The following is a 26,842-nucleotide window of genomic DNA, read 5'->3' as shown; positions in this document are numbered from 1 at the left end:
TTCATGTGCCACAACATCACCGACAAATAGCATCCCTGGTTCAGCAATCCTCATTGCTCAATTAGTGCTAAAGGTTCGGGTTGAGCCGGGTGGAGAGGTTTTGCCCTGCGTATAGATGCGCCTACCGGTAACGCAGAACCGATCCGGCTGCAGTGACGAGCGGAATCTCAAGTTCAGCGGTAATTTTTAAGCGAAAGGCGCCTTGGTCCACGCATTCGGTCATGGCACACTGATCATCTTGAGTGAACTTGCTGCATCAGCCACGCCGGTGATCCGGGGTAGTAGGAATTCGCTGAGTCCCAAGCGATAACATAATTTTAGTGTCGGCCTGCTTGGGCCATCGAGTGAGGGAGAACCATCGTGGCTGAGCCGTGGATGCCAACAGACGATGTCGCAGCCAATCTCAAGGTCAAAAAAATGCAGACCTCTGGATCGCTGAACAGATTTTACCCGCCCACAAGGTTTGATGCCTCTGGTAGTTCCAAGCCATCAAGATCGACGATTGTGGACGGAAAGACGGTGCTCCCACCGTCTCCGTACCAGCCCCACTTGGGTGAACGCTTCGTCCATTCTTAGCCACCACTGGCATTCTGTCGGTAGCACCCAATAGCCTGATTCACTGCCCACAAACCGGAAGGAGGCACCAGATGAGCGCCACATCTCAGGGATTTGACCGATATGCCCTGTCATTCACCAGCGGTGCCCTCCTGACTCGGGAGGCGGTGATCGTCGTACCGCTCTTCCTGGAAGCTCGTGACTGGAACCTAGTCCGAAGCCGGCTCCGCTCGGAGAACATGCTTCAGGCGCGAACAGCCTCCTCCGGATTCCGGCTGGCACGCGAGGTTGCCCAGCGTTTGGCGGTCCTTACGGACTCCGAGCTGGAGTTACTGCAAGACGCCAGCCCCAGCGAACGTGGGCACCTGATGTGGGTCGCAGCGTGCCGTCGCTACGCATTCATAGGTGACTTCGCTGAGGATGTAGTGCGCGAGCGCTTCCTCCTGCTCACGCCCACCTTAAGCTACGACGACTTCGACAGCTTCGTTCGTGAAAAGACGCTGTGGCACCCAGAGCTCGAAGAAGTGAAGTACTCGACGTTGCAGAAACTTCGATCGACGGTGTTTCGCATGCTGACCGAGGCCAGCCTGCTTATTGACGGCGAGATCGTCAACGCGGCCTTGTCCAAACGTGTCTGGGATGCACTGGATGCTCAATTGCCGAGTGATCTTCGCTACCTCCCCACCCATGAAGACAAGGCGGTGTCATTGTGACGACCGATGAGCTTTCTCGCCAAGAAGAGCATCTGTTCGCGGTGCTCAGCGGCGAGCGCTTCTTGAAGATGGAGGGCTTGTCGAACGAGGTCCCCTTCTTCATCTACCCCTATGAGCCGGAGCATGCTCTCGATGTGGCCAAGGCGAAGAAGCGGGTCAAGAATCGCCTGGCAAGTAGGGGCATCGAGGTACGCGAGATCAACCTTTACGACCTCTCAGTCGACATACTCAAGCAGCGCGGCGACTGGGACGAAGTGCTTGAGGTCGAGCCCGAACTGGACAAGTCCGAATTCACCGAGATGCTTCAGTCAATGCTCAATCCACAGCAGCAACTGGCTCCGGTGATCCGAGAACGACTTGCTGACGACGAGACCGACATCGTCTTTCTGACTGGGATCGGCGAGGTCTTCCCCTATATCCGGTCCCACAACGTGCTCAACAACTTGCAGAGCGTTGTAGTGGGTCGGCCGATGCTCATGTTCTTTCCCGGCCGCTACGAACAGTCCGACACGCTCGGCTCATCGCTAGTACTGTTCGGCAGATTGAAAGATGACCAGTACTACCGCGCCAAGAACATTCTGGAACAGGAACCATGATGCAGCTCACCGAGATTTTCGCTAAGGATGTACAACGTCCCATCGAGGGCGTCATCAAAGCCGACGACGTTGACCACCTCGGAACTGAGGTCGACGAATATGTCCTGACCAACGAGGCCGCCAAAGGACTTGAATTACTGCTTGAGGCGTACACGAATTATTCAAATGCGAACGGCGTGTGGATTTCGGGTTTCTTCGGCTCCGGTAAGTCACATCTGTTGAAGATGCTGGCGCACCTACTTGGCGATGTCGAAGGCGACAGCTTCCCTCGGGAACGTGTCTCGGAGAGTTTCCATGCCAAAACAGCGGACGCGTTCTTGCCGCCATTGCTCGACAAAGCCGACCGCATCCCGGCCAAGAGCCTGCTGTTCAACATCGACCAAAAGGCAACGTTGATCAGCAAGGACCAAACCGACGCCCTACTGCGAGTATTTGTGAAGGTCTTCGACGAGTCCCGCGGCTACTACGGCGACCAGGGCCATATCGCCCGGTTCGAGCGACAGCTCGACGACGAAGGCCAGCTCGAGGAATTCAAAGACGCCTTCTTTGAGGTGTCGGGCAGGGACTGGGTGGAGCGTCGGCCGAGCTTCACTCTCCCGACCGTGCGCCGCCAGGTCAACGAAGCCTACGCACAGATCACCGGAGTGGATGTGACGACCGCGCCCGACATCCTGAAGACTTATCAAGACACATACTCAGTGTCGATTGAAGACTTCGCGGACGAAGTTCGCGACTGGCTGGACAAGCAGCCTGCTGGCTACCGGCTAAACTTCTTCGTCGATGAGGTCGGACAGTTCATCGGTTCCAACACTCACCTGATGCTGAACCTCCAGACGATTGTCGAGTCGTTGAACACGAAATGCAGTGGACGGGCTTGGGTGTTCGTGACCTCGCAAGAAGACATGGACAAGGTTGTTGGGGACCGCACCAAACAGCAAGGCAATGACTTTTCGAAAATTCAGGCGCGATTCAAGACTCGTGTGAAACTCACCTCCGCTGACGTTGAAGAGGTCATTCGCAAACGCCTGTTGGAAAAGAATGACAAAGGTACACAGGTCCTCGAAGCGGTCTATGCTCAGGAATCAGCAAATTTTAGGACCCTTTTCGACTTCGTTGATGGCGGGAAAACTTACCGCAACTTCACGGACGAGGATCACTTCGTCGGCATTTATCCATTCGTGAGCTACCAGTTTCCCTTATTTCAGGCCGCAATCGAGGGTATCTCCGACCACAACGTGTTTGAGGGCCGTAACAGCTCCGTCGGAGAACGCTCGATGCTTGGCGTCGTCCAACAGGTCGCCAAAGACATTGGCGACGTCGAGATCGGGTCTTTGGCAACTTTCGACGCGATGTTCGCCGGTATCCGTGCTTCATTGAAATCCGCGGCACAGCGCTCGATCGACCGCGCTGAGCGTGACCTCCCCGACAGCGACTATTCGAACACCAAGCTCGCAGTGCGGCTACTCAAGGCGCTCTTCCTGGTGAAATATGTGGAGAGTTTCCAGGCCACTCCGCGTAATTTGACTGTACTGGTCTACCAACGGTTCGGGCTCGATCTACCGAGACTGTCCAAGCAAGTCCAGGAAGCGCTAACGCTACTAGAAACGCAGACCTACGTGCAGCGCAATGGCAACGTCTACGAGTACCTGACCAACGAAGAGCAGGTAATTGAGGAAGAGATCAAAAACGTCGAGATCGACTCCTCGGAGGTTTCCGGCCGACTGAACAAGATTCTGTCCAGCGATGTCATCAAGACATCCAAGCTCCGCTACGCCAAGAACGGGCAGGACTTCCCCTTCGGATTCCAACTCGATGACCAGGTATTCGGCAAGCAGCGCGAACTCTCGCTGCACTTCATTACTCCCGAGTATCCCTACGGACCAGAAGAGATTCGGATGCACTCGGCAGGCAAAGACGAGCTCCGTGTAATCCTCGCTCCCGACGACCGGGTACTGGCCGACCTGCGGCTGCTGATCAAGACCGAGAAGTACACCAAACGCAAGCAGACCAGCTCACTGTCGCCGATAGAAGAGCAGATTCTGCGCACGAAGGCGAGCCAAAACGCTCAGCGTGAGAAGGAACTAGCCGAGCGTATTCGTCGTGCTGTAGGGCATGCCAATCTTGTGATCAATGCTGCGGACCTCAGCGTGGCATCGCAGGATGCTATCACGCGGGTTTCCGACGGATTCCAGGACCTCGTCTCTCGGACCTACACCCAGCTAAGCCTGCTTGACGGGCACACCTACTCTGAGCAGCAGGTAGCCGGGTTCGCCAACCCCGACCAGCCCACGCTGTTGGACGGAACTGCAATCGACGATGCCTCGCTCCATGTACTCGCGGCACCTGCAGACGAGGTGCTGTCGTACCTGTTGCAACGAGACCGACTCGGCGAGAAAGTCACCGTCAAGAAGATCGTCGAACACTTCCAGGCCAAGCCCTACGGCTGGGACCTCATCTCCATCGAGTGCGTCACAGCCTGGCTCGTCGGCACGTCGAAGATCACCCTCACCGTCGACTCGAATACGCTCAAGCGCAGCGAGATCGCTTCCGCACTACGCAACACGCAGAAGCATTCCCACCTCATCGTCGCTCCGCAGAAGACATTCGACCAGCGCAAGATCGCAGCACTGCGAGCGTTTTGCACGGACTTCTTCGACGAACCTGCTGTGCCTAAAGACCCGCTCGAACTTGCCCGGCACACCAGCGAACGGCTTCGCACAAGGTATGCGGAGCTCAAGGCGCGCATCAACAGCTCGAAGTATCCATTCATGGCCCAGCTCGAAGCGCCGATCGCGCTGCTGGAGTCCGTTGTTGGCAAACCCGATGACTGGTACTTGACCGAATTCGCGATCGCTGACGATCTGCTCGATGCGAAGAGCGACGTCATCGACCCTATCCAGGCATTCCTCGGTGGAGCGCAGAGCAAGATCTACGACGAGGCAACTGAGCTTCTCGCCCGCAACGCGAGCAACTTGAATTACCTGCCCTCTGGCAGCAGCCTTGAGGTTTCTCAGTTCCTCGCCGACCCGCAGGCCTTCCGAGGCAACCGGATGACCAAGCTCAAGGCTGCCGCCATCGAACTTCAGGAACGTATCGACGAAGTTATCGTGGCAAACCGCGACGAAGCGACTCTAGAAATCGACTCCCGCTGGGAGCCGCTGCAGACGAGCACGATCTATCTCGATGCCACCCACGAAGCGCAGCACGGTGTGACCCAGAAGGTCAGCGCAGTTCTCAACCGAATCGGCAGAGAGAGCCAGATCGCAGTCATCCGCGAGATCGCAAACACCTTTGAAGAACACACCTACCCCGCTTTCCTCGACCAGCTCGCCGCCTCTCCCCGCAGCAGTCACACGAACAACGATGATGAGCCGATCCCGGCACCGGTCAGAAAACAGACTGTCTCGGTTAAGAGCATCAACGCACAAGGTATCCACGGCGTCCTGGAAACCGAGGAGGACGTCGACCGTTACCTCGATGCGCTGCGCACGGCCTTTATCCGAGCTCTCAATGACGACAAGCGCATAGCGCTTTAGGAGATCACACGCATGGAAACCGCACCTCTGAAGAGTTTCGCTACTTGGGCCAGACGCGAGCTGATCACCCAGGTCAGCGCCCGCCTGACCGCCGTGCTCGCGCCAGCGTCATCTGAGCGAGTTGAGAACCACGTCGCCGTAAACTTGCTCGAACGCGACATTGCGGCTGCTGGCGGTGGGGTAAAAGGCAAAGATGCTGTCGCCGACAAAGTCGCCTACACCTGGTTCAACCGAATCATTGCGCTGCGGTTCATGGACGCTAACGGCTACACCGGTGTTGGCGTGGTCTCACCAGCTCACGGCCAACAGACCGGACAGCCGGAGATACTTGCAGATGCCAAGCGTGGCAGCATCGACCCCGCTGTCGTCAGCAGCAAGCGCACCCGCGAGCGGGTAACCGGTCTCCTCGACGGAACCCGTCCTAGCTCCGACGGCCAAGGTGAGGCCTATACGCTGCTGCTCGCCGAGTACTGCCGCTACTGGAATCACTCCATGCCGTTCATGTTCGAAAGCGAAGGCAACTACACCGAACTCCTCATCCCCGCGAACCTCCTGGCCGCAGATTCGATCCTCGCCAAGGCTGCTGCGGTGCTCTCCGAAAATGTTTGCCAAGATGTAGAGGTCATCGGGTGGCTATACCAATTCTACATCTCCGAGCGGAAAGCCGAGGTCTTCGCCGGATTTAAGAAGGGAAAGAAGGCCAGCGCGGCCGAGATTCCCGGCGCGACCCAGCTCTTCACCCCACACTGGATCGTCCGCTACCTCGTCGAGAACTCCCTCGGGCGCCTCTGGATGCTCAACCACCCCTCCTCCCGGCTCATCGACCAGATGGACTACTACATCGCTCCTCTCGATGAGGAGACAGACTTCCTCAAGGTCAGCAGCCCAGAGGAACTGAAGATCATCGACCCGGCCTGCGGCTCAGGCCACATGGTTACGTATGCCTTCGACCTGCTCTACGCGATCTACGAGGAAGAAGGCTACGCGCCCTCCGAGATTCCTGACCTGATCCTTACGCACAACCTCTACGGCGTTGAGATCGACCCGCGTGCAGGCGCCCTCGCGGCCTTCGCCCTCACGATGAAGGCACGCGCCAAGCAGCGCACCTTCTTTAGTAAGCAGGCTAGGCCGAACATCTGCGTGCTCGAACCGATCTCGTTCAGCCCTGACGAGCTCGATTACCTTGTCACCGAGGATGGCGACAAGCACGAAGAGGAGCTGTTCTGGAACCAGTTCGCCGACGCAGACACCCTTGGATCGCTCATTCAGCCCGATCCTGGGTTGGCCGTCCGGCTCGCGCGCCGTCTTCAGACACTTGACGCTGCTGACGACATACTGAAAGTCGACCTGTTGGGGCGCGCAGCGCTCACGGTGCGGCAGGCCGAAGACCTGAGCCGTCGGTATCACGTCGTGGTTGCCAATCCTCCTTACATGGGCAACAAGAGCATGGGCGCAGCACTCTCGGCGTTCGGCAAGCAGACCTACCCGTTCTCAAAGTCCGACCTGTACGCCATGTTCTTGGAACGGAGTGTGAGCCTTGCTCTCCCCTCGGGCTATGCCGCGCTCGTCGCCATGCAGTCCTGGATGTTTCTCTCGACTTACGCGAACCTACGAGAATTGATCCTGGCTAACGGAACCATCGCGACACTCGCGCATCTCGGAGCTAGCGCATTTGACACGATCTCTGGCGAGATCGTTCAGACGGCCGCGATCGTTCTCGAAAGGTGTGCGCGCCCACGGCAACAAGGTGTCTACCTGGACGTGACCGCTGGACGCAACGAAGCAGCAAAGTCGTCTACCCTACGATCTCTCGCCGCCGGGGAATCATCCGATGGGCGGCGCTACGAGGTTGATGCGTTCGATCTGTCGATAGTCCCAGGGATGCCCGTGGCCTATTGGTTGTCGCCGGCGGCGCGGAACCTCTTTGCTGAGCACAAGTCACTCGGAGACGAACTCCACATTACTGGCGGCATGACTACCGGCGACAACGAGCGCTTCATTAGGCGATGGTTCGAGGTCTCACAGAGCCGGGCCTGTCATAGCGCGCGATCTGTATCCGAAGCAGTTGAGAGCAGGCGCCGCTGGTTCCCCTATAACAAGGGTGGCGGCGCACGCAGTTGGTTTGGAAATAGAGACTTCTACGTCAACTGGGAAGACGATGGTCGAGAGATTCTCGCGACGGGCCGAGCTACACCGAGAAGTCGGGCGCGCTACTTTCAAGAGTCGCTCACCTACTCTGCTACTGGCTCTACTTCACTCTCAATCCGATACTCGGAGCCCGGGTTTATCTTCGACGCCAAGGGGTCTTCCTGCTTCTCGGACGGCGGATCGCTCCTGTCCAGCTTGGGATACCTCGCATCGAGCTCCGCTTCGTATCTCTTGCGAGCACTGAATCCCACAATCGAGTTTCAAACCGGCGATCTTTCGAGACTTCCGAATGTGCCGGGCGGGGACGAGGGCGTTGTCAGGGGATTGATTGATATCGCAAAGGAGGACGAAGCGCGTCAGGAGACATGCTGGGACTTCGCGGGGTCGCCATTGGCGAGTTCTGGCACTGGGCTCCTCGGGGCCTTCGAAGCTGACCTTTTCAACGAGTCCAGCCTGCTCACGCAAGAGTTCAGACGGCTTGCATCTGCGAACAATGAGGTGGTCGCGGTTGCTACGGGTCTCATTGGCGAGGTCGATACGTCGGTGTCGATCAACCAAGTCACACTCGACCTGAATCCTATTTTCCGGTTCGGCAGCGGGAAGAGCGACTCGGAGTACCGGGACATGAGTCGTGCGTCTGCTATCGAAGACCTCGTCTCCTACGCAGTCGGCTGTATGTTCGGCCGGTACAGCCTCGACAAGCCGGGCTTGATCCTCGCTGACCAGGGGGCAACGGCTCAGGACTACATCGCGAAGGTGTCGGCGCCGTCGTTCGTGCCCGATGCAGACAACGTTCTCCCGATCGTCGATGGCGACTGGTTCGAGGACGACATCGTGGCGCGTCTTCGTCAGTTCCTGCGAGTGGCCTTCGGAGAGCAACACTTCGAAGACAACTTGCGTTTCGTTCAGGAGTCGCTCGGAGTCAAGTCGCTCCGGGAGTACTTCATCACCCGAGCGGGCCGGTCGAAGTTCTACGACGATCACGTCAAGCGGTACAAGAAGCGTCCGATCTACTGGCTGTTCTCCAGCCCGAAGGGATCGTTCAATGCGCTGATCTACATGCACCGCTACACGCCGTCCACGGTCTCAACCGTGCTGAACGAGTACCTGCGCGAGTTCGAGTCGAAACTGGAGGCGAACCTCCAGCACCAGGAGCGTCTCGCCGCCGGGGAGGGTACGCCTCGCGAGAAGGCAGCGGCGCTGAAGGAAGCCGAGCGGCTTCGAAAGGTGCTGGTGGAGCTCAGCGAGTACGAGCATGACGTGCTCTACCCGTTAGCGTCTCAGCAGGTCGCCATTGACCTCGATGATGGAGTTAAGGTCAACTATCCCAAGTTCTACCCGGCTCTAAAGAAGATCCCTGGGTTGGAAGCTACCGGTGGCTGAGGTCAAGTTGGCTTCGATGAACAATGAGATTGTCAAATCGCCAGGACGAGATTCGGTGGAGGCCATCTATGTCTGGAGAGTTTGAGTTGGATGAGCGCGGTCGGGTGCGCGCACTTGAAGGAAAGACACTGGAATTCAAGCGTGACCTGTCGTCACCAACGAAACCACTCCGCACGATTGTCGCGTTCGCCAACTCCGCCGGTGGCCGCTTGGGCATCGGAGTAAACGACGACGGTACTGTCGTCGGTGTAAGCGACCCCCTCGCAGAGGAAGAACGGATTAGCAGTCTGATCACGGATCGTATCTCACCGCAGCTGGTCCCGGCCATCGACCTCTTAAGCATTGGCGAAGCGACAATCCTCGTCGTCGACGTGCCTCTGAGCACTCGTCGTCCGCACTTCATGACCGATCAGGGTCCCGAGCACGGAGTCTATGTCCGTCTGGGATCGACGACACGCCAAGCCGACCCTGCCTTGGTGGCAGAACTTGAACGCAACGCGCGCGGTATGGCATTCGAAGACCTACCTGAGCCACGAGCCTCGCTCGAAGATCTCGATCTGAAGACGCTGTCGGAACTACGCGGGCGCAGTACCGATGCCGATGATCTTGTCGCGCTCGGGCTCGCAGCCAAGCAAGGAGAAGAGACCGTCCCAACGTATGCGGGCCTCCTTGCCGCATGCCCCTCTCCCACGCGATTCCTACCGTCCGCGTGGGTCCAGTGCGGCCGGTTACGGGGTCCCAGTGGAACCGACATCTTCGATCAGACCGAGATTCACGGACCGATGCCGCTTGCTGTGGATCGGGTTATGGAATTCCTCCTCAAGCACGCCTACAAGTCCGCCGTGTTCGGCGAAGTACGTCGGCGCGACGCCTACTCAATCCCCGTCGAGGCGATCCGCGAGGTCGTCGTCAATGCTCTCGTACATGCCAGCTATGCCGAGCGCGGGACGCCCATCCGGGTGGGGTTTCACGATGACCGCATCCAGGTTGACAGTCCTGGCTTGCTCCTGCCGGGGATGACGGTGGAGTCGATGCGGCGCGCCTCCCGGCTGCGGAACCCTTCGCTCGCGCGTATTTTCCGTGAGGCCGGGATCATGGAGCAATGGGGCACCGGCGTCCAGCGCGTCTACGACCAGATCGCGGCGGCTGGGTTGCCTGAACCGCGAGTTGAAGAAGTCATGGATCGACTCCGGTTCACCATCTACCTACCATCCCATGCACCGGACGTGGGTCATGGTATCGATGCGAAGTACCGAAATAGCACGCCAAGTGAGCAAGTGAGTGCGCAAGTGAATGAGCAAGTGAGTAAGGTAGGTGAGCAAGCTTTGGCGCTGCTCACTCTAGCTTCGAGCGGACCGATGTCGCGCTCGGAATTGCTCGCTGGCATCAATTTGTCTGACGCATACGGAAATTATCGCCGTCACATACTCCCTCTTATCGAAGCAGGCCACTTGGCACGTACTAATCCCGACAAACCCAACAGTCAGAATCAACGATACGTGATCACAGAGCAAGGCCTTGTTGTTCTTGGTGCACAGGAGAATACCGAATGAGTTCACTCAATTCTGTTCAGCCTCACCTGGAGCAAAGGTTCGAGTCACAGCGTCTCGTCTTCTGGCACGACGCCAACGGTGAGTATGTCAACGAGCTTGATGCACTCGATCTCAACGGCGTCACAATCGTGCGAGTGGAGAACAACGAATATGCCGTGAAGAACCGAGTGCTCCACGAAGAGCCATTAGGCAGATTTCTTCTTTACCGAGGCGCCCCCTTACCTCCAGATACTGGTAACTGGCTGTTAGATCTTGAGTTGGCCTACGGGGTCTTCACTGCTGATCGAACCGCGCTCGTGAGCCAGGACCTCGGTCTCAACGGTAGCGGGATCGAGGGGGTAGTGCGGGAGCACGAGAAGTTCTTCCGTGCCGCCAAACGAGTCCAGAGCCTCAAGGCCATGCTCACGGCTGACGATGATGCCGACAAATTACGAGCGAAGATGTCTGCTGTAGTGCTGGGTCAGCGCGAGCACAGCATGTTGGAACTCACTCGCACGTTATTGATCGAGAACTCGCTCGGTGCACACACCAGATACGACGCGTTGGCCGAGCAGTCGCTCGAAGGCTTCTACTGGGCCGGTGTTGCCAAGATATACGGGTACGAAGTAGGCGAGCCCAGCGTGGATGACTTCGTGTTGTGGATGTTTCGGCAGGCAATCAATGGGTTCGCGTCAGACACACCCGGAGCTCTACGCAACATTCAGCTCGACTTCGCGAGCCTACGCAATGACCGGCGTAGCGCTGGTGCCCTCTCCACATTGGCCCGCCGCACAGCGAATAACCTCGGCTATGCCAACACAATCGAAGATGCCGAGCTGGTCGAGCTAGTGGACAACGACCTCTTTGAGGACGTGGAACGCAAGATCATCAGCGCGCTGACGCAGGCAATCGTCGAGCGGACAATGAGTGCACGCGATGTGTCCGAGACGATCCGCGCCCGACAGAGCAGCATCTGGATTGATAGCTACCGGGAGTTGTACACCGCGCTCGCCACTGCTTCCGATCTGCTGAGCAAACTCGCGACCGCAAAATTCGAGATCGCGTCGTTTGACGACGGACTCGACCAGTATCGCAAACATTGGTTCCGCATCGACCAGCTATACCGACAGTTCCACTTTGCCGCCCGCACCACGGAGTACGCCGGCCCTCTCGAAGCACTCCGTATTGAGGTGGAGAAGCACTACGCGAACAGATACCTCTACGAACTCGGCAACGCCTGGCAGCAGCAGATCGATGTTATGACTGACTGGCGGTCGGTCGCGGTGCGCCCGCATGCGAGATTCTTCACCGATCACGTCGATCCGATTATCAGCAAGGGCAACCGGAAGGCGGTGGTCATTATCTCCGATGCGCTACGCTACGAGGTCGCCGACGAACTGGGCTCACGCATCCGTCAGGAAGACCGCTTCGACGCAGAACTCGACGCGATGCTTGGAGTACTTCCGAGCTACACGCAACTCGGTATGGCCGCCCTGCTCCCGCACACGACACTGGCTCACTCGCACGATGGCGATCCGGTGCTCGTGGACGGAATGCGTTCCGACGGAACAGCGAACCGCAACAAGGTACTGGCTTCTGTAGACGGATTCGCAATCCAGGCTGAAGATGTTCTCGCGATGCCGCATGGCGAGCTTCGCGAACTCTACGGCGCCTACCAAGTGCTCTACGTGTACCACGACCAGATCGACGCCAGGGGTGACAAGGCCCGCACCGAACGCCAAGTGTTCGAAGCCGCCGACGATGCGCTACGCGAGCTGGTCGACCTCATCAAACGACTGACGAACGCGAACGCCACAAACATCCTGGTGACTGCTGACCACGGATTCCTCTACCAGGACACCGCGCTTGCCGACGCCTCCTATCTCTCGACTAAACCGCAGGGCGACAAACTCATCGTGACGAATCGCAGATACGTGCTCGGCAGAGGACTCAAGGACGATCCCGCGTTCCGAAAGTTCGAGCCTGAACAGCTCGGACTCAGCAGCGACCTTGAGGTTCAGATTCCAAAGTCAATCCATCGACTCAAGCTACCGGGCGCGGGCTCCCGGTTCGTCCACGGTGGCGCCACGCTCCAGGAAGTCGTTGTTCCGGTTCTCACCGTCAAGAAGAAACGCAAGAGCGACACTCGGCCCGTCAACGTTGAGGTGCTGCCCGAGACCGACAAGATCACCACCGGCCAGCTCGTCGTGAAGCTCTTCCAGTCCGAGCCGGTCAGCGAGAAAATCCAGGCACGCACGCTACGGGCTGGCATCTACCTCGGCGAGACATTGATCTCAAACCAGCCCGAGTTGCTTTTCAACCAGCCCTCGGATGACAAGCGGGACCGCTACCAGAATGCACGGATGCTCCTCAGCCGGGACTCCAATGAGTTCAACAATCGCAAGGTCGAGTTCCGGCTCGAAGAGCAGATACCTAACACCACACAGTGGCGCGTCTACAAGCGGGCTCCGTACCTGCTCAAGCGCTCGTTCACATCGGACTTCGATTTCTAGAGGAAGCAGCAGCTATGACGGACACCGAAAGCCACTCCGGCAGAAAACCAGGCGCCGACTCAGACACACCGCAGCAGGGCGAGCTTGACTACAAGATCAACCTGCTCTTCGGCGGCTCCGTCGTCCGCAAAGACCTCGTGAAAGCTGTCAAGGGCAATGCAATCGTCCCCTCCTACGTGCTGGAGTACTTACTCGGCCAGTACGCCGCCTCCGACGACGAAGCGACAATCCAGGCCGGAATTGACGCTGTGCGCAAAATTCTTAGCACGCACTACGTTCACCGCAATGAGTCAGAACTGGTGAAGTCCACCATCAAGGAAAAGGGCCGCCACCGAATCATCGACAAAGTCACCGTAACCCTGAACGACAAGGAGGACGTGTACCAGGCGTCCTTCGCCAACCTCGGGATCACCAACGTGATCGTTGATCCCGCAACAGTGAAAGCCAACCCGAAGCTGCTAGTCGGCGGCGTGTGGTGCATCTGCGACATCGAGTACTTCCATAGCGATGACTCCCACGTTGTCCCCTGGATTCTGGGGAGCCTCAAAGCCATCCAGATGTCGAGTTTCGACTACGAAGAGTACCTCGCATCAAGAGAGGGATTCAACACCGAAGAGTGGATCGACCTGCTGATCCAGTCCATCGGATTCAACCCCGAGATGTTCGGACGACGAGCCAAACTCCTACAACTCGTGCGTCTCATTCCGTTCGTCGAGCGGAACTACAACCTGGTCGAGCTAGGCCCGAAGGGCACCGGAAAATCACACATCTACTCCGAGTTCTCTCCGCATGGCATGCTGATCTCCGGTGGCGAGATAACCGTCCCAAAGCTCTTTGTGAACAATGCTAACGGCCGCATCGGACTGGTCGGCTACTGGGACGTCGTAGCATTCGACGAGTTCGCCGGAAAGAAGAAACGTACCGACAAGGCACTCGTCGACATCATGAAGAACTACATGGCGAACAAATCATTCTCCCGTGGCGTGGAAACACTTGGAGCCGAAGCTTCGATGGTGTTCGTGGGCAACACCTCCCACACGGTCCCCTATATGCTTAAGCATTCGGACTTGTTCGACGAACTACCTGAGGCGTACCACGATTCCGCCTACCTCGACCGACTTCACTTCTACATCCCAGGTTGGGAAATAGACACGATCCGTAGCGAAATGTTTTCCTCCGGCTATGGCTTTGTCGTCGACTACATCGCCGAAGTGCTGCGCTATATGCGCAACACAGACTACTCCGACCGCTACCAGCAACACTTCACCCTCGGCACAGACATCTCCACACGAGACCGCGACGGCATCCACAAGACCTTCTCTGGCTTGATGAAGCTCATCTACCCGGGAGGAAAGGCCACACCCTCGGAAATCGAGGAACTGCTGCGCCTCGCGATCGAAGGACGCAAGCGAGTCAAAGACCAGATTCTGCGCATCGACACCACAATGTCCGCCGTTAACTTCGGCTACTCCGACATGACCGGCGCATGGCACGGCGTCACGACACTCGAAGAGGACGAACACCCCGACTACTACCAACCCCGGCTTGCCGAAACCGAGGATACAGAAGAACTGTCGGTGGAGCCCGAGCCCGCGCGAAAAAAGGACGCGGCTCCAGTACCGCCGATAGCCGAAGTGGCCGCGCCATTGTTCGAAGGGCACCGCGAATTTCAAGAGAACCAACGCGGAGTCTCGTACGAGACGCTGCTGATGCCATATCTGCGGGGTGCTGCAAACATCACCATCATCGATCCGTACATCCGGCTCCCGCACCAGGGTCGCAACCTCGTCGATCTGCTGGCTCTCCTGGCAGCCGCCAAGGATCCTGCCGAGGAGATCGCAGTGACCCTCGTGACCAAGGAAGACCGTAGCGAGTACGCTCAACAGCACCTTTTGATGCTCAAGGACATCCAGGACAGCGCCGCTACCGCTGGCATCCATTTCGACGTGACCTGGGATGAAACCATCCACGACAGATCAATCCGCACCGACCATGGCTGGAAGCTCCTCCTCGGGCGCGGCCTCGACATCTTCCAGAAGGGTTCCGGCAGCCAGTTCGACCTCGGCTCCCGCCGCCAGGAGTTCCGCCAGGTCTTTGCCTTCGGCATCACTTACATCAACGAAGGCGAAGACAACTCGTGACCGATGTAAGCATCAATGGCGTCCCGAGTACACCCGCGGCACGCAACTCGGTTGACGACATCAGTGCAGAACGTCTTCGCACGATCGTTCAAGACTCCCACCCACGCTTCCTGATTGGAGCCGGAACTCCTTCATCGTTCTTCGGACTGCTGAGAAATGTCGAGGACGCACTCACCGAGCTTTCTGAGCTGGGTGAGTCCGACGATAGGAAGCAGATTATCCGAACCTCCATCTATGAGTATTTCTTCTACTCGGTGCTCGCGCCGAACCTGAAGGTTGTGAACCGCCCCCCTGACACGGAGGTCGTCTAAACTTCATACGCAAGATTCTTGCGCACGGTCTGCCAACGTTGAGCCATCTGAATAGTAGTTATTACTAAGCAGTTATTGTTACCTATCCTGGGCGAATAGTTGTAAGGAAGCTATTCACACACTGTTTACGTGTTGTGAGCTGCTGTCGAATGCGGATACCTAGCAACTACTTTGTGGTTAAACCCTGCGCCGACCCAAGGCGCTGTCCGAGGTGGCTGATATGCTCGTCAAAGGCGTCGTAGGGAGAACGACGCAGTCACCAGTGAGAAGGAGAGCCCACATGGACGAGTCCGGTATCGGAGACACCATTGGCAGGGAGACTTCGGAAGATGGTCAGGACATGTGCGACGCGCTTGAACTCGCAGCGTCCACGGTCCTCGTCGAAGTGACGCCAGGCGTCGCAATCGTATTCGGCGAAGTCCCTGACGGTCTTGAACTCATCAGTCTTGACATGGTGCCTTCCTTCGACCGCTCTCAGCTCTCCACCGCTCTCGGCTCCCTCGGCAGCGCAGGCACTATCGTCGGAAACGTCGCAGAGGCAGTATCAAGCGCGCAAGGCCTCTTCCGCGTCAACGAAGCGACACTCTCTCTGCTGAAGAGCGGCGGCCAGATGGCAGCAAAGGACGGCGCCAAGCTTGGAGCGATCTTCAAGAACGGTGAACTGGTCGCCCAGGCGCGTTTCATCCCCGCCTCGATGACGGCCGCCACGGCGATCGCAGCCATCGGCCCGGCCGTTGCCATGATCGCCCTCCAAATGCAGCTCGGCGAGATTTCCGGCCTCGTCCGCTCCAGCATCCAGCTCACAACGCAGACGCTCAAAGCCATCCGAAATGAACAATGGGCAGAGCTTGAAGGGCTGGCGGAGTCCGTCGATGAGGCAGTCAAGGAGACCCGCGAACTCGACACCATCACTGACTCTGTCTGGGAGCCCATCGCTCCCAGCGGTCCCAACATCCGCAAGCAACTAAAGCTATACCGCAAAAACGTGGCAGGCCACATCCAGGAACTCGGGAAACTGGACGGTCACGCTCGCCGCCAGTACCTCGAGTCCAACGCCGAAGCAATCGTCTTCGATACCTACGCGCTTCTCAGCTCGCTCAAGACGCACGCTGAGTACCACGCTGTCCGAGCTGCCCTCGCCAGAACACGAAGCACCGATGACGAGAGCGAAGCGCAACTCTTCAACCGGATCGCTCGGAACACTCCCGTCGAAATCGACGAGTCGCTCTCCGAAATACAATCGCTGACAAAGTCACTCTTTCGCGAGTTGCGGATCATCGCCGAACTCCCCGGCCGCGCTACCGTGCCTCTCACGAAGAAGAGGAAGGGCGCAAAGGCTTCTCAGCTCACGTGCAGGCAGCTCCTCGAAGCGATCGGCCCCTTGGCCGAGATGCTTCACCCAACAGTCGATATGCCAGCAGTACCAGCGTCCGTATGCGGACCCGAGGAACTCGTACTCGATCCTTACCTACACATACTTCGGTGGTTCCTTGAGGACGGCGAGGCGCTTCGCAGCGTTGCCTTCCCATACGAAGTGGGAACCCACAACTTCACTGGAGTCGTGCCGGCCATGCTTGCTAAACGAGTTGATGCGACTTGGGACGCACTCGCACCAGGAAGAGCCAGCGCCATCGTTGAGAGATTCGCGTCAAGCACCTTCGTAGCGGTAACTGACCGACGGATCGTCACCGCCAACCCAGGGGACCTCCTCAAACGAGGTGAACTCGGCCCGATCTACCCCCTGGATGAGGTCCGTAATGTTCGCGGTCGCTCGCACCAGGGATCGGGTGTCCGACCCACAATCGACGTGGCCACAAAGGAGCGCGATCTGCACTGGATGTTTCCCGACTCCGCGACACACGAGGACATCGATAGCCTCGCGGTGGCGCTCTCCAAAGGAACGCCCCACGCAGTTTCGGTCCAGACACCGACTGAACGACTCGCCACGGCAGACTCCACCGTCGACTCCTAGAGACTTGCGTAGGACCGCATGGGTGAGCAGGATATCTTCCGAACGATAGAAATAGCTAAACGAAGAACGATAGGTACGCACTGCGTGAGGCCCGGTCAAAAGCTCACCAAAGGTTGCGCCGAGCAAAGGGAGGTGCTCATCGGGAGGCACAACCGCAAACTAAGATTTTCACGTCTCGAACACCTCTGTTGACTCCTGGATGACTTTCGGCACAAGAAAGTCGCAATCACCGGAAAGACACACGCACAGCGATACGCTTCAGAAGGGATCGAGTGTCGACCAAACTGGAGGCGGGCGGTGCTTGAGAACCGAGGGCGCATCAGTTATTACGCGTCCTGCGATCAGTTGTGTCAGTCCTGTGGGTTACGTTTACATTGTCCCAGTTCGCGAGGAGAGGTGAGCCTCTAAGTGAGTGATGAAGATGAATTTCGGAGGGTCCGCTTCTTCGGTCCGAACGACCTGGCAACAGGCTGGTTCGTTCAGCGGGCGGCCGATCTCGCTGAACAGTTCGCCCCTGAGAACCCGCCCACAGGCGCTATCGACATCCTCGAGCTCCACAACGTTCAGCAGTACCTTGAGCACGGCTTCTTGCCGGTGGCTTATGGCGAGGAGCAGCGCGCCCTGATGAAGACACGCATACCGCAGATACGCGGTGCGGTAGCGCGGTTTTTCTCGAGTGTCGACGACAAGAATGTGGCGACAGTGATCAAAGATGCGGCAGAAGGCGGGCACGACTACCACGGAGACCTTCTCGAGCTTCTCGGTCGGAACAAGGCATACGAACGCTGCGCCGCCGCAACGGTCCTGCCTGCGCTATCGGCTGCCGGGGTGCATCTCGGCGATATTCTGGGGTGCAAGAAGTTGGTTCAGGCCTACGACGCCGAGGTTCGCACGGAACTGCTGAATTCGCTTCGAAGTGCCGAGCATGTGATAAGCAAACTCCTCCAGGATGATGTGCGGGACAACATCTACCTTCCACGGAGCTTCACCCCTGAGGACTCTCGAGCACTTCTGGAGCAGTACATCGATGGGGAGGACGCCAATCTGAACTATGTCGGACTAATTGCCTCTGCCAAGGAGACGCCAGCGGTAGGAATCGACGCGCGACTTAAGCTGCGCGCGAAACGGCGTGGTGAGGAACTCAATGTGAAGCTCTTCAAGGACAACGACGGTATGAGGACCGGTTGCGAAGTAAGCATCGCCGACCAGGAAGAACCGGCTTCTGCGGAACTTGATAAGTCGGACGGTTTGGTGTGTCGCTACACCTACAGCCGGCGTTGGCTTGAAGAGACGTGCGACAACCCCAGCATCTTAAATAACTTCATTCATCTGTTCGGGTTCGTCGACCGGAATGTGCTTCTTGCTCTCCCGTCGTATCCGGCGAGCCTTAGCACGATGGAGCGGTCAATCGGGATGCCAGGAAGGACCGATTACAAGATCGGCACCGTGTTCCGGATGACCGACGCAAGTTCGCTCCTCCAGACCCGCATGTACCACGACTTCTTGAAGACCAAGGACGTCGACCTAGAGCGGGTGATCTCCTGGTTTTTCGAGGAGTACCTTGTCGATGAGTTCCAGGCCGAGAACTTCTCCTTCACGCCATCTGATGCCGGAGCTTCCCATCTTCAGAAAGTGCGGCATATGTTCGCGGAAATGGAGAGCGTAGCGAGTCAGTTCAGCCTGTTCGCCAGGGACGGCGAACTCGACCGCGAACTACTCTCTATGGGGTCAGAACAGGTTCGTTATAGGGAAATGTCGAGCCTCCTTGAGGGCAAGTACCTCTACTCGACTGAAACCGATGAGATTACAAGCATCCTGAACCTGTTATTCTCCGACCAGGCATCCGTGAACTACATCAGCGAGGAGTTGCAAGGCGACAACGGAGCAATGCTCCTATTGAACAACAACGTCACATACGACGACTTCCATGACTTCCAGAAGCCAGCGATCGATCACCTTATAAAGCTTGGAATAGTTGACAACGATGGGAACAGGGTCCAGCTGGTCAACGTCGAACAGTACTTAATCCTGTCTGATCTCTTCAACACGCAGTGTGCCAACTACTTCCATCTCTCCGACCGCGGCCGCGCCGTGGCCGACGCGATGGTCTCTAGGGGGTGGGTGGAACGACGGTCTTCGCTGCTGTCGGAGGCCGAAGGAGAGTACTTCAACTACTTTCTCAACGCAGTTTACTTCAGCAATGGTCCCGAGTTTCGGAACAAATACCTGCACGGATCACAAGTCAATACTAAGGGAGACGATGCACACTTCTACACCTACATAATCGCGTTGCGGTTGACCGTAGCGCTGGTGATCAAAATCAACGACGAATTCTGCCTCGCCGCCGCTGAGAAAGCTACGTAAAGTACCGAGCTAGCGATGGCGCCGATGGACTTGACGCCGGCCAGTTGTGATCTCAGAGCGCATTCTAAGCTGGTCCGCTATGCGAACGTCATTTTGTGCGCTGTGCCGTTCGTCAGCAGACGTCAACGGTACTGTCAGTAGCCGAGTGTGCCACGCACCGCAGCTCGCCGTGCAGCAGCTCGCGCCTCCACGAAACGCGGTTCGAAGATCTCAATCCCTCGCTCCCCGAGGCGTACGAGATCCGACTCAGATGACTCCGCCAGCTCGCGACACTCACTTAAGTGTCGTTCGAGTCGTTCGTGCTTTTCACCCAAGTGCGTTCCGACCTCGAGTGTCCAGAGAAGGTCATCAGGCTGCCACCGGAGCGGTCGGAACATGACGGCGAGAACCTGCAGCGGGTAACGATTGCCGAGTTGGAACCGTGTTGCGTGCAGCAGGTTATGGATCGATATCGGGAAGGTCGGGTCAGATACTGCGGTAGTTATCCACTCAACGTCGTCGGATGAGATGACCCAAAAGAGGTTCGCCGCCATCGGGCTCTCGCGCACCCGGTTCCAAAGTTCGAAGCGTTGCGCGCTGCTTAGTTCGCCTGCGCTTTTCTCCCACGCACCGAAGTCGCCGTAACCCACAAGCATTTCAACGTGCTTGACCAGTAAATTCATGTAGGTCTGCGGCTGCCTTTTCGCGAGGATCTTGAGCGCTTGGGACTGCAAGTCGTTGCGTACGGTGCCTGAAGAGACGACGAGGTCGTTCATGGCCGGAACCCATGTGGGATCATCAGGCATTTCTTCTGAAGAATACGACAACTCCGCAGCCCACAGTGCGGCGGCACTGCTTCGTATCTGGGGGTTAGGATGGGTGAACAATGCTTGACGGGTGGAATCAGAAGCCTGAAGTATGGCGTAGGACGATTCGAGGTCCTGGATGTCTTCGACCTTGAGCGCGTCGACAACGAGACTCGCGAGCTCGGTATCCTCGCACTCGCTGATAATCGAGCTGATCAGGAGGGCTCGCCCGCCTACGTCGCCGAGAAGCTCGGTAGCAAGAGAAACAGTCATGACCCCTTTATTGACACACCTACTGATAAGAGGACTGGCTGCGCGACCCAGCCCGAAGTCCAGCGCTGCACTGAGCCAAACCTCCGGGTCGGGACGCATGGAGAGACGGTACATGACACTCCACGCTGCTGAGCCGTGCTTGACCATAGCGAGGTCGGCGTCGTGGTTCACGAGCCACGTCATGATAACGCTAGGCGGTTGCTCGATGTAGACCGCAAGTGCATGGTCAAGTTCCGCGTCTCGGGTGCGGCGATACTGCTCCCGGTCTTCATCGAAGTCTCTCTCGACGGTCAGCGCCACGAAGAGCTGATCCGGCTCAGTGAGCTTAATGTCGAGGCTGGTGGCTTTTCGATTGAATACTGCCCGTAAGCCTGGTGTATTTATCAGCGGGGCGATGGATTTGGAGATCGAGACTGCAACCCGCCGTGCTGCGGTCTGCTGTCCTAAACTTGGGACGGCACCGAGCGGCAATGAGTAGCCGCTGGCAACGTGGGCCCACTTGCTCATCACCTCGATGAGGTCGCCGATCCTCTCGCTCGTGGTTAGGGCAATTCGCCTTCCCAACTCCGGCTCGATCGCAACGAACATGGCGTCAATGTCTTCTTCGAGCCAGGTAAAGGATTGCAGGACGAACGAGTTCACCTTCTCGGGGCTCATATAGTTGCCGTCGAAGGTCGGTTGGAGGACATGACATGTGAGTTTGAGCCAGACGTCGTCAGGCAAATCTTGAGCTCGGTCGCTCCCCATTGCCGCGCAGAGGTGGACGATGGCTGTCGAGGTGGGGAAATCACCGGTGCTGGCGTCTTGGACAGCCTCAACCACCGCCTTGATGGGCGTCGCGCAATCCCACCCTCGTGAAGCCAACTCGGTCAGTGAGTCAAAGAAGTGGGTGACATGCTCGGTTTCGTCTGCCTGAAGCGAGTCGGCGACTCGTGCGGCAAGGATCTGCGTTGCAGTGACGGCAACCTGTTCATCGTCTCTTACGGCCGCGTCTAGCACTGCCTGCTTGAGGTACTCGAAGACGAAACAAGCACACTCAGAGTTGATGAGCGCGTAGGTGCGCAGAAGCTCGTCGGTCTCCGGGCCCAACCCTAGGTCGGGCAGAACAGTGAGAAGCTCGGTTGCAGGGGGCACCATCGGTTCCTCGGCACCGAGTAGCGCGGCACTAATCTGCGTTTGTAATATGCCTGGGCGAAGTTTCGGTAACGCAGTCTTGATGTCGCTGATACGTATGGCGGTCACGTGGCCGGAGAAGTAGACATCTGCCACGATGCTCGCCGCGATGGTGCTGGGAACCACGCGGTAGGATTTCTCGAAGGTACGTCCGTCTGAGGGGTTTCGCAGTTGGTTACGGCGAACATCCACGAGTCCGGCGATTGCGACCGAGCGGATGAGCTCCTCGAACTGCGTGGGGCGGAGTTCGAATAGCGCCGCGATGATTCTGGTCTGGTTCTCGTTGGCGTCACCCACAAGAGCGATGGCGGCAAGCAGTTGGATAGCCTCAGATGGTGCTTTGGAGCGGCGAAGGAACGCCCGGATATGGTCCCTGAGTGCTTGGCCGGTCCATACGGCCTGCCAGGCGCCTTGTTGGACGAGGAGGCCTGCGAGGTTGAGCGCCCAGGCGGGCCGCCCTTGTGCTTGCTCAAGCAGATGAGCGATGACCCTGGTACGTGTGATGCCTCTCTCGCGGAGGAGAATCCCGATTTCCTCCCTAGTGAGGAGATCCACCTCAAGGTCGAGCGCATTCGGAAGGTGGTCAGCGACGCCTTCCCTTTCGTGAGGCCAACAGGTTACTGCGACGCGGAACTTGAGTTCCTCTGCGTGCCGAGCATGTAAGAGCTGTTCAATATCGTCGGCTCGTCCGCCGGCGTCATCCACGACAACTAGCGTCGGCTTCGCGGACAGGAGGTCGTCGAGCAACCGATCGGGTGCGAAGCCCCGTTCGAGGAACAGCGCGCCGGGCATCCGTCCGGCGACATGGCTTTTGCCTGCTCCGGGGACACCCCAGAGGATCAGATCCTGGTCGGAGTTCCCGGCTCGGTCGAGGAGTTCGTCGCGTCCGACGGTGGGAAGCTGATGTTCGTCCGAGCGCGCTCCGCGAGGTGATCGAGAAAGGCTAAACGCGCCGCCCTCAATGTGCAAAATTCTGCGGCGCCAGTCAGGTTCATCTCGGAACGCGGTAGCGAACCATGGGCGGTCGTAGACCTGGATGAGTTCGCACTTGAACTCGTGGGCGATGACGGCCAACTTAATGCGCTTTTGCCGGTTGACCTCGGCAAGGTTCGCGACAACAACCTGGTCAACGCGCCTCTTGTGGTCTCGGGCCGACTTAAGGCTCCCGCGTAGGCTTCTCTTGGCTCCCTCCCAGGTGCGGGATGAGGTGATAATGAGGCCGAGAACCTGACCGTTCGGTTTGACGAGTTCGGCGTCAAGCCCGTGATCGGTCCCGCCTGTGACAGGAACGAGACCCGCGTAGTCATGCACGATGAGAGCAGAAGCGCAGTCTTCGAAGTCGGATTGCTGCAGGCGGTACCGAGTGTCATTTAGACGTTGGTCGATACGGTCGAGCAGGTTCACGATTAGCACCCACCTCTCTGCTCAGTGCCAATTGGCAATACGATTCTAGCGAGTCGGCGCAATCTTCGGCTACCACGACACAATGCGACGTGTCCAACCATCGCCGAACACGACGGCTGACGAATAACCTTTGACTTCTGTCGCGAAGCAGTGCCCTGGATGTTTCGTACGTGGCGCAACTGCATCTGCGCTTATGCATTCGCCCTGGAACAGCCTGACAGCCTCGACCGCCTCATCGATACCCAGCCCAGGACGGCGCCTCGACTCCCCTCAAAGACTCAGGTGAGCCGACACCGTAACCTGGTGCATGTCGTGACTCTCGGCAAGCCCGTTGACGCTTGCTGCTGTATTCATCAAAGACGCCGATGGACTTAGGAAGCACTGAGGAGAGTTTGAGGAACCTCGCTTCCGCCGTCCCAACAAGGCCTCTAGCAGCTGGGCAAAGCTTACGGACGCACTACTTTTGCCACCCCGAAGAATGAGCAAGGCAGAATGGGTTTTAGATTAACTGTCCTGCCCTATTTCCTTGTTTGTCCCCACAAGTTGCCCACCAGTCTTAGCCAGTTCCATCCACCCCACACACCATAGCCCCTCCAAAACCCACAACCAGACCCTAGCTACCCAGTTCCCTTCGTTTGTTGGCCGCGTGACGGAGGCGTTCCGCGCGGGCCTTCTTCTCGTCCCGCTCAAGCTGTTCGGCCACTTCCTCATCCTCCGAATCAAGGCGGAATGCGGCGCGCACACCCCAGGAAGCCACGCCTGCCACGGGGAAGACCACCCAGAAATAGTCCCAGTCAAAGACGAACAACCCGAGGAAGAAGGTGATCATCGCGACCGACCAGATCACTCCATCGATGGCTTGCACCCGGCGGTTGCGTTTGACCACATCGTCCAGTTCCTGTTGCGTCTTGGTCTCTCGGACCAGCCCGCTTTCCGCTTCGGCGGCGCGCAGGGCGGGAAGGTCGTCAAACAGATGCGCCAACTCGCCCCGGGTCTGCGCCACGGCCGCTTTACCGGAGCGCTCATCGAACTCGTTGATGTCGATGTAACCGTCTGCGAAGTAGGAACCGAGGCGGTCCAGCGCGGAATGTCGCTCGGGATCGCCGATTCTCAGGTTGGAGTTCTCATCCATGCCTTCAATTTATCCCAACACGGGTGACCCTGGATTGCACGCAGCCTCAGCCCGTGCGCCGGGTGGGCCCTGGTTCGATACCGGGGCGTCGATAAGCGGGATGAGCCCCTCGTCCCCTCCCATAAACCGGAAGGTCGGTGCTCCCACCGTCACCGTCGAAGATGGTGAGCAGTTCAACGGGCCCGTTTTGCGCTTCGCGCAGGCGGCGTTAATGGTTAAAACCGCCGCGAGGCGCCCGCTCCCTGGACAGCCCCAGAATGCGACGCCCCGTCCTCAGATTCAGATTCAGGCCGTCACCACCTCCGAAGATCCAGGGCGATATTTCACAACCTGCTCCAGCGCTATCCGCTGGCATCCGGTTGCATTGCGGCTAAGCGTTGATGTCGACGAAAAACACCCCGCCGCCAGGGCATCAGGGGTCCAACCGAGGGGCAGACACAGTGCACGAATCCTCTGCTCCGTCGAGCCTTACTGTGAATCCTTGCGCCATAGGCAAGATGGCATGCCCCATCCGGGAATGGTGGATACGGTGGCTCCATGACCACCGATCATCCACACATGCATTCCGACCAATGGTCCGAACTCCCCGAGTCCTTTGTCAACCACCTCGACCTGGAGTCCCGGCTGGCCAGCAAACTGACCGGCGCAGTCATCGAGGACGCAGCACACGAACTGGGCACTGAACCCGAGTCCATCATCGATCTCGGCTCCGGCACCGGCGACGGAACACTCGCCCTGGCCCGCCGCTTCCCCTCCGCCCGAATCAACGCCCTTGATGTGTCCGCGCAGCTGCTCGGGCGCGTGACCGATGCCGCGAGCAAGGCGGGTGCCGCCGGCAGAATCACAGCGACCGAGGTCGATCTTGACAGCAACTGGACCACCCACCTTTCCGAACCCGTCGATCTCGCATGGGCGGCGCTCTCGCTGCACCATGCCCAGGACCCGGCGCGCCTGGCGCGGCAGGTGTTCTCCGTGCTCAGGCCGGGCGGCGTGTTCGCAATTACGGAACTGAGCGACTCCCTGACCATCACCCCCGATGATCTCGGTGTCGGAGTACCCGGCCTCGCGGAGCGCATCAGTGCGGCGATCTCCACCGCCCGCCCGAATCACGCAACGAACTGGCCACAGGTGCTTATCGACGCCGGCTTCCACCTCAGCCCGCCCACCGACAGGGAGCTTACTGTCTCTGGATCAAACGCCGAGGGCGCCCGCTATCTGGCGGATCTCCTGGACGGGCACGCACAGCACCTGGCGGAGCAGCTCAGCGCGCAGGACCTGCGTGCTGTTGACGTGGCCGTCGACAAGCTGAAAGCCGGCACCTCCCCCATCGAGCTCAGCTCGCGGCGGGACGTGCTCATCGCCACGCGCCCGCGGGAGCGCGTCGATGTCATCGTCATCGGCGGTGGCGCCGCCGGACTGGCCTCAGCGGTCGCGCTCGGGCGTTCCCTGCGTTCGGTGATCGTGGTCGATTCCGGCCATCCGCGGAACGCTCCGGCGGCGGGGGCACACAATGTGCTCGGCAATGAGGGAATCTCCCCTGCCGAACTGCTCCGGCGCGGGCGCGCCGAGGCGCGGTCCTACGGCGTGAGAATTCTCGACGGGCAGGTGTCCGCCATTTCCGGCACGATCGACGATTTCACCGTGCAGGTGCAGGACACCGAACGCCGGCTTCATGCCCGCAGAATCATCCTCGCCACCGGCCTCGTCGACGGACTGCCCGACATCCCCGGTCTCGAGCAGGGATGGGGCCACAGCGTGTTGCACTGCCCCTTCTGCCACGGGTGGGAGGTGCGCGGAAAGCGCATCGCCATCATTGCCACCACTGAGATGTTCCTGCACCAGACGGTGCTGTTTCGCCAGCTCAGCGACCGTGTGACCGTCTTTCTCCACGAGTTGCAGGATCTGACGGACACCCAGAGCGCCCAGCTCGACGCACTCGGTGTCACCTCCGTGCGCCGCAGGATCAGACGACTTGTCATGGACGGTGATCAGGTCACCGGTGTGGAGACCGAGGACGGAGCGGTCCACGGTGCCGATGTCGCGGTGGTGGCGCCTGAATTCAACGCCAGGACCTCTCTTTTTGAAGGTCTCGGTGCCACCGCGGAGACCTCCCCCTTTGGTCGTCACATTCCCAGCGATCCGCAGGAGAAGACCACGGTGCCCGGGGTGTGGGCCGCCGGAAACGCCAACCAACCCATGTCCATGGTCGTCGGCGCCGCCGCGGCGGGGGTCATGACCGGCGCCGCCGTGCACGGCGACCTGGCCTTCGCGGATCTCGAAGGCGCGGTGGCCGGAAAAGCCGACAAATAGT

The 26,842-nt window shown here is 58.6% G+C and carries 13 protein-coding genes; 11 read left to right on the top strand and 2 right to left on the bottom strand.

Going from position 1 to position 26,842, the window contains the following annotated elements; all coding sequences use genetic code 11:
- Positions 1-647 precede the first annotated feature (647 nt).
- The 10 genes from B7E02_RS05035 (at position 648) to B7E02_RS04990 (ending at position 19,764) form a co-directional block, all read left to right on the top strand.
- Positions 648-1,268: a DUF1819 family protein gene (locus tag B7E02_RS05035; protein ID WP_080793637.1), complete on the top strand. Its 621-nt coding sequence runs from the start codon at positions 648-650 to the stop codon at positions 1,266-1,268.
- Entirely contained in the window at positions 1,265-1,864 is a 600-nt protein-coding gene (locus B7E02_RS05030) for a DUF1788 domain-containing protein (RefSeq protein ID WP_080793636.1), read from the top strand. The genes B7E02_RS05035 and B7E02_RS05030 overlap by 4 nt, the downstream gene beginning before the upstream one ends.
- Positions 1,861-5,400, top strand: a complete 3,540-nt coding sequence (gene brxC / locus B7E02_RS05025; protein WP_245802167.1) for a BREX system P-loop protein BrxC — start codon at positions 1,861-1,863, stop codon at positions 5,398-5,400. Before B7E02_RS05030 ends, brxC begins: the two co-directional genes overlap by 4 nt.
- 12 nt (positions 5,401-5,412) lie before the next feature.
- The gene (gene pglX / locus B7E02_RS05020; RefSeq protein WP_080793632.1) at positions 5,413-8,931 is read left to right on the top strand and encodes a BREX-1 system adenine-specific DNA-methyltransferase PglX; all 3,519 of its coding nucleotides are present in this window, start codon (positions 5,413-5,415) and stop codon (positions 8,929-8,931) included.
- A 68-nt stretch (positions 8,932-8,999) separates the two neighbouring features.
- Positions 9,000-10,484, top strand: a complete 1,485-nt coding sequence (locus tag B7E02_RS05015; RefSeq protein ID WP_080793630.1) for an AlbA family DNA-binding domain-containing protein — start codon at positions 9,000-9,002, stop codon at positions 10,482-10,484.
- Entirely contained in the window at positions 10,481-12,976 is a 2,496-nt protein-coding gene (pglZ, locus tag B7E02_RS05010; protein WP_080793628.1) for a BREX-1 system phosphatase PglZ type A, read from the top strand. The genes B7E02_RS05015 and pglZ overlap by 4 nt, the downstream gene beginning before the upstream one ends.
- Positions 12,977-12,990: 14 nt before the next feature.
- Positions 12,991-15,117, top strand: coding sequence for a BREX system Lon protease-like protein BrxL (brxL, locus tag B7E02_RS05005; RefSeq protein WP_080793625.1), 2,127 nt, complete (start codon positions 12,991-12,993; stop codon positions 15,115-15,117).
- On the top strand, positions 15,114-15,428 hold the full coding sequence (locus tag B7E02_RS05000; RefSeq protein ID WP_080793623.1) for a hypothetical protein: 315 nt from the start codon (positions 15,114-15,116) through the stop codon (positions 15,426-15,428). Before brxL ends, B7E02_RS05000 begins: the two co-directional genes overlap by 4 nt.
- A gap of 220 nt (positions 15,429-15,648) precedes the next feature.
- Complete coding sequence (locus B7E02_RS04995; RefSeq protein ID WP_245802205.1) at positions 15,649-17,400, top strand: hypothetical protein; 1,752 nt, start codon at positions 15,649-15,651, stop codon at positions 17,398-17,400.
- A gap of 408 nt (positions 17,401-17,808) precedes the next feature.
- Positions 17,809-19,764: a hypothetical protein gene (locus B7E02_RS04990; protein WP_080793621.1), complete on the top strand. Its 1,956-nt coding sequence runs from the start codon at positions 17,809-17,811 to the stop codon at positions 19,762-19,764.
- A 134-nt stretch (positions 19,765-19,898) separates the two neighbouring features.
- Here B7E02_RS04990 and B7E02_RS04985 read toward each other — a convergent pair whose 3' ends face one another.
- Both B7E02_RS04985 and B7E02_RS04980 read right to left on the bottom strand, forming a co-directional pair.
- Positions 19,899-23,399, bottom strand: a complete 3,501-nt coding sequence (locus tag B7E02_RS04985) for a hypothetical protein (RefSeq protein WP_143336647.1) — start codon at positions 23,397-23,399, stop codon at positions 19,899-19,901.
- A 613-nt stretch (positions 23,400-24,012) separates the two neighbouring features.
- Positions 24,013-24,531 (bottom strand): DUF1707 SHOCT-like domain-containing protein, encoded by a 519-nt coding sequence (locus tag B7E02_RS04980; protein ID WP_080793616.1) that lies wholly within the window; start codon positions 24,529-24,531, stop codon positions 24,013-24,015.
- Positions 24,532-25,068: 537 nt separating this feature from the next.
- Between B7E02_RS04980 and B7E02_RS04975 the strand changes: the two genes are divergently transcribed.
- Entirely contained in the window at positions 25,069-26,841 is a 1,773-nt protein-coding gene (locus tag B7E02_RS04975) for an FAD-dependent oxidoreductase (protein ID WP_080793614.1), read from the top strand.
- Position 26,842: the final 1 nt, after the last annotated feature.

Origin of the sequence: Corynebacterium pacaense (genome assembly GCF_900169525.1) — a bacterium.
Classification (GTDB): domain Bacteria; phylum Actinomycetota; class Actinomycetes; order Mycobacteriales; family Mycobacteriaceae; genus Corynebacterium; species Corynebacterium pacaense.
This window is presented reverse-complemented; position numbering and strand designations above follow the sequence as displayed.

Excerpts from the sequence above, each read along its gene's own strand:
- brxC (WP_245802167.1), top strand. The coding sequence starts at position 1,861 with ATGATGCAGCTCACCGAGATTTTCGCTAAGGATGTACAACGTCCCATC.
- B7E02_RS04975 (WP_080793614.1), top strand. The coding sequence starts at position 25,069 with ATGACCACCGATCATCCACACATGCATTCCGACCAATGGTCCGAACTC.
- brxL (WP_080793625.1), top strand. The coding sequence starts at position 12,991 with ATGACGGACACCGAAAGCCACTCCGGCAGAAAACCAGGCGCCGACTCA.
- pglZ (WP_080793628.1), top strand. The coding sequence starts at position 10,481 with ATGAGTTCACTCAATTCTGTTCAGCCTCACCTGGAGCAAAGGTTCGAG.
- B7E02_RS05015 (WP_080793630.1), top strand. The coding sequence starts at position 9,000 with ATGTCTGGAGAGTTTGAGTTGGATGAGCGCGGTCGGGTGCGCGCACTT.
- pglX (WP_080793632.1), top strand. The coding sequence starts at position 5,413 with ATGGAAACCGCACCTCTGAAGAGTTTCGCTACTTGGGCCAGACGCGAG.
- B7E02_RS05035 (WP_080793637.1), top strand. The coding sequence starts at position 648 with ATGAGCGCCACATCTCAGGGATTTGACCGATATGCCCTGTCATTCACC.
- B7E02_RS04995 (WP_245802205.1), top strand. The coding sequence starts at position 15,649 with ATGCTCGTCAAAGGCGTCGTAGGGAGAACGACGCAGTCACCAGTGAGA.
- B7E02_RS04980 (WP_080793616.1), bottom strand. The coding sequence starts at position 24,531 with ATGGATGAGAACTCCAACCTGAGAATCGGCGATCCCGAGCGACATTCC.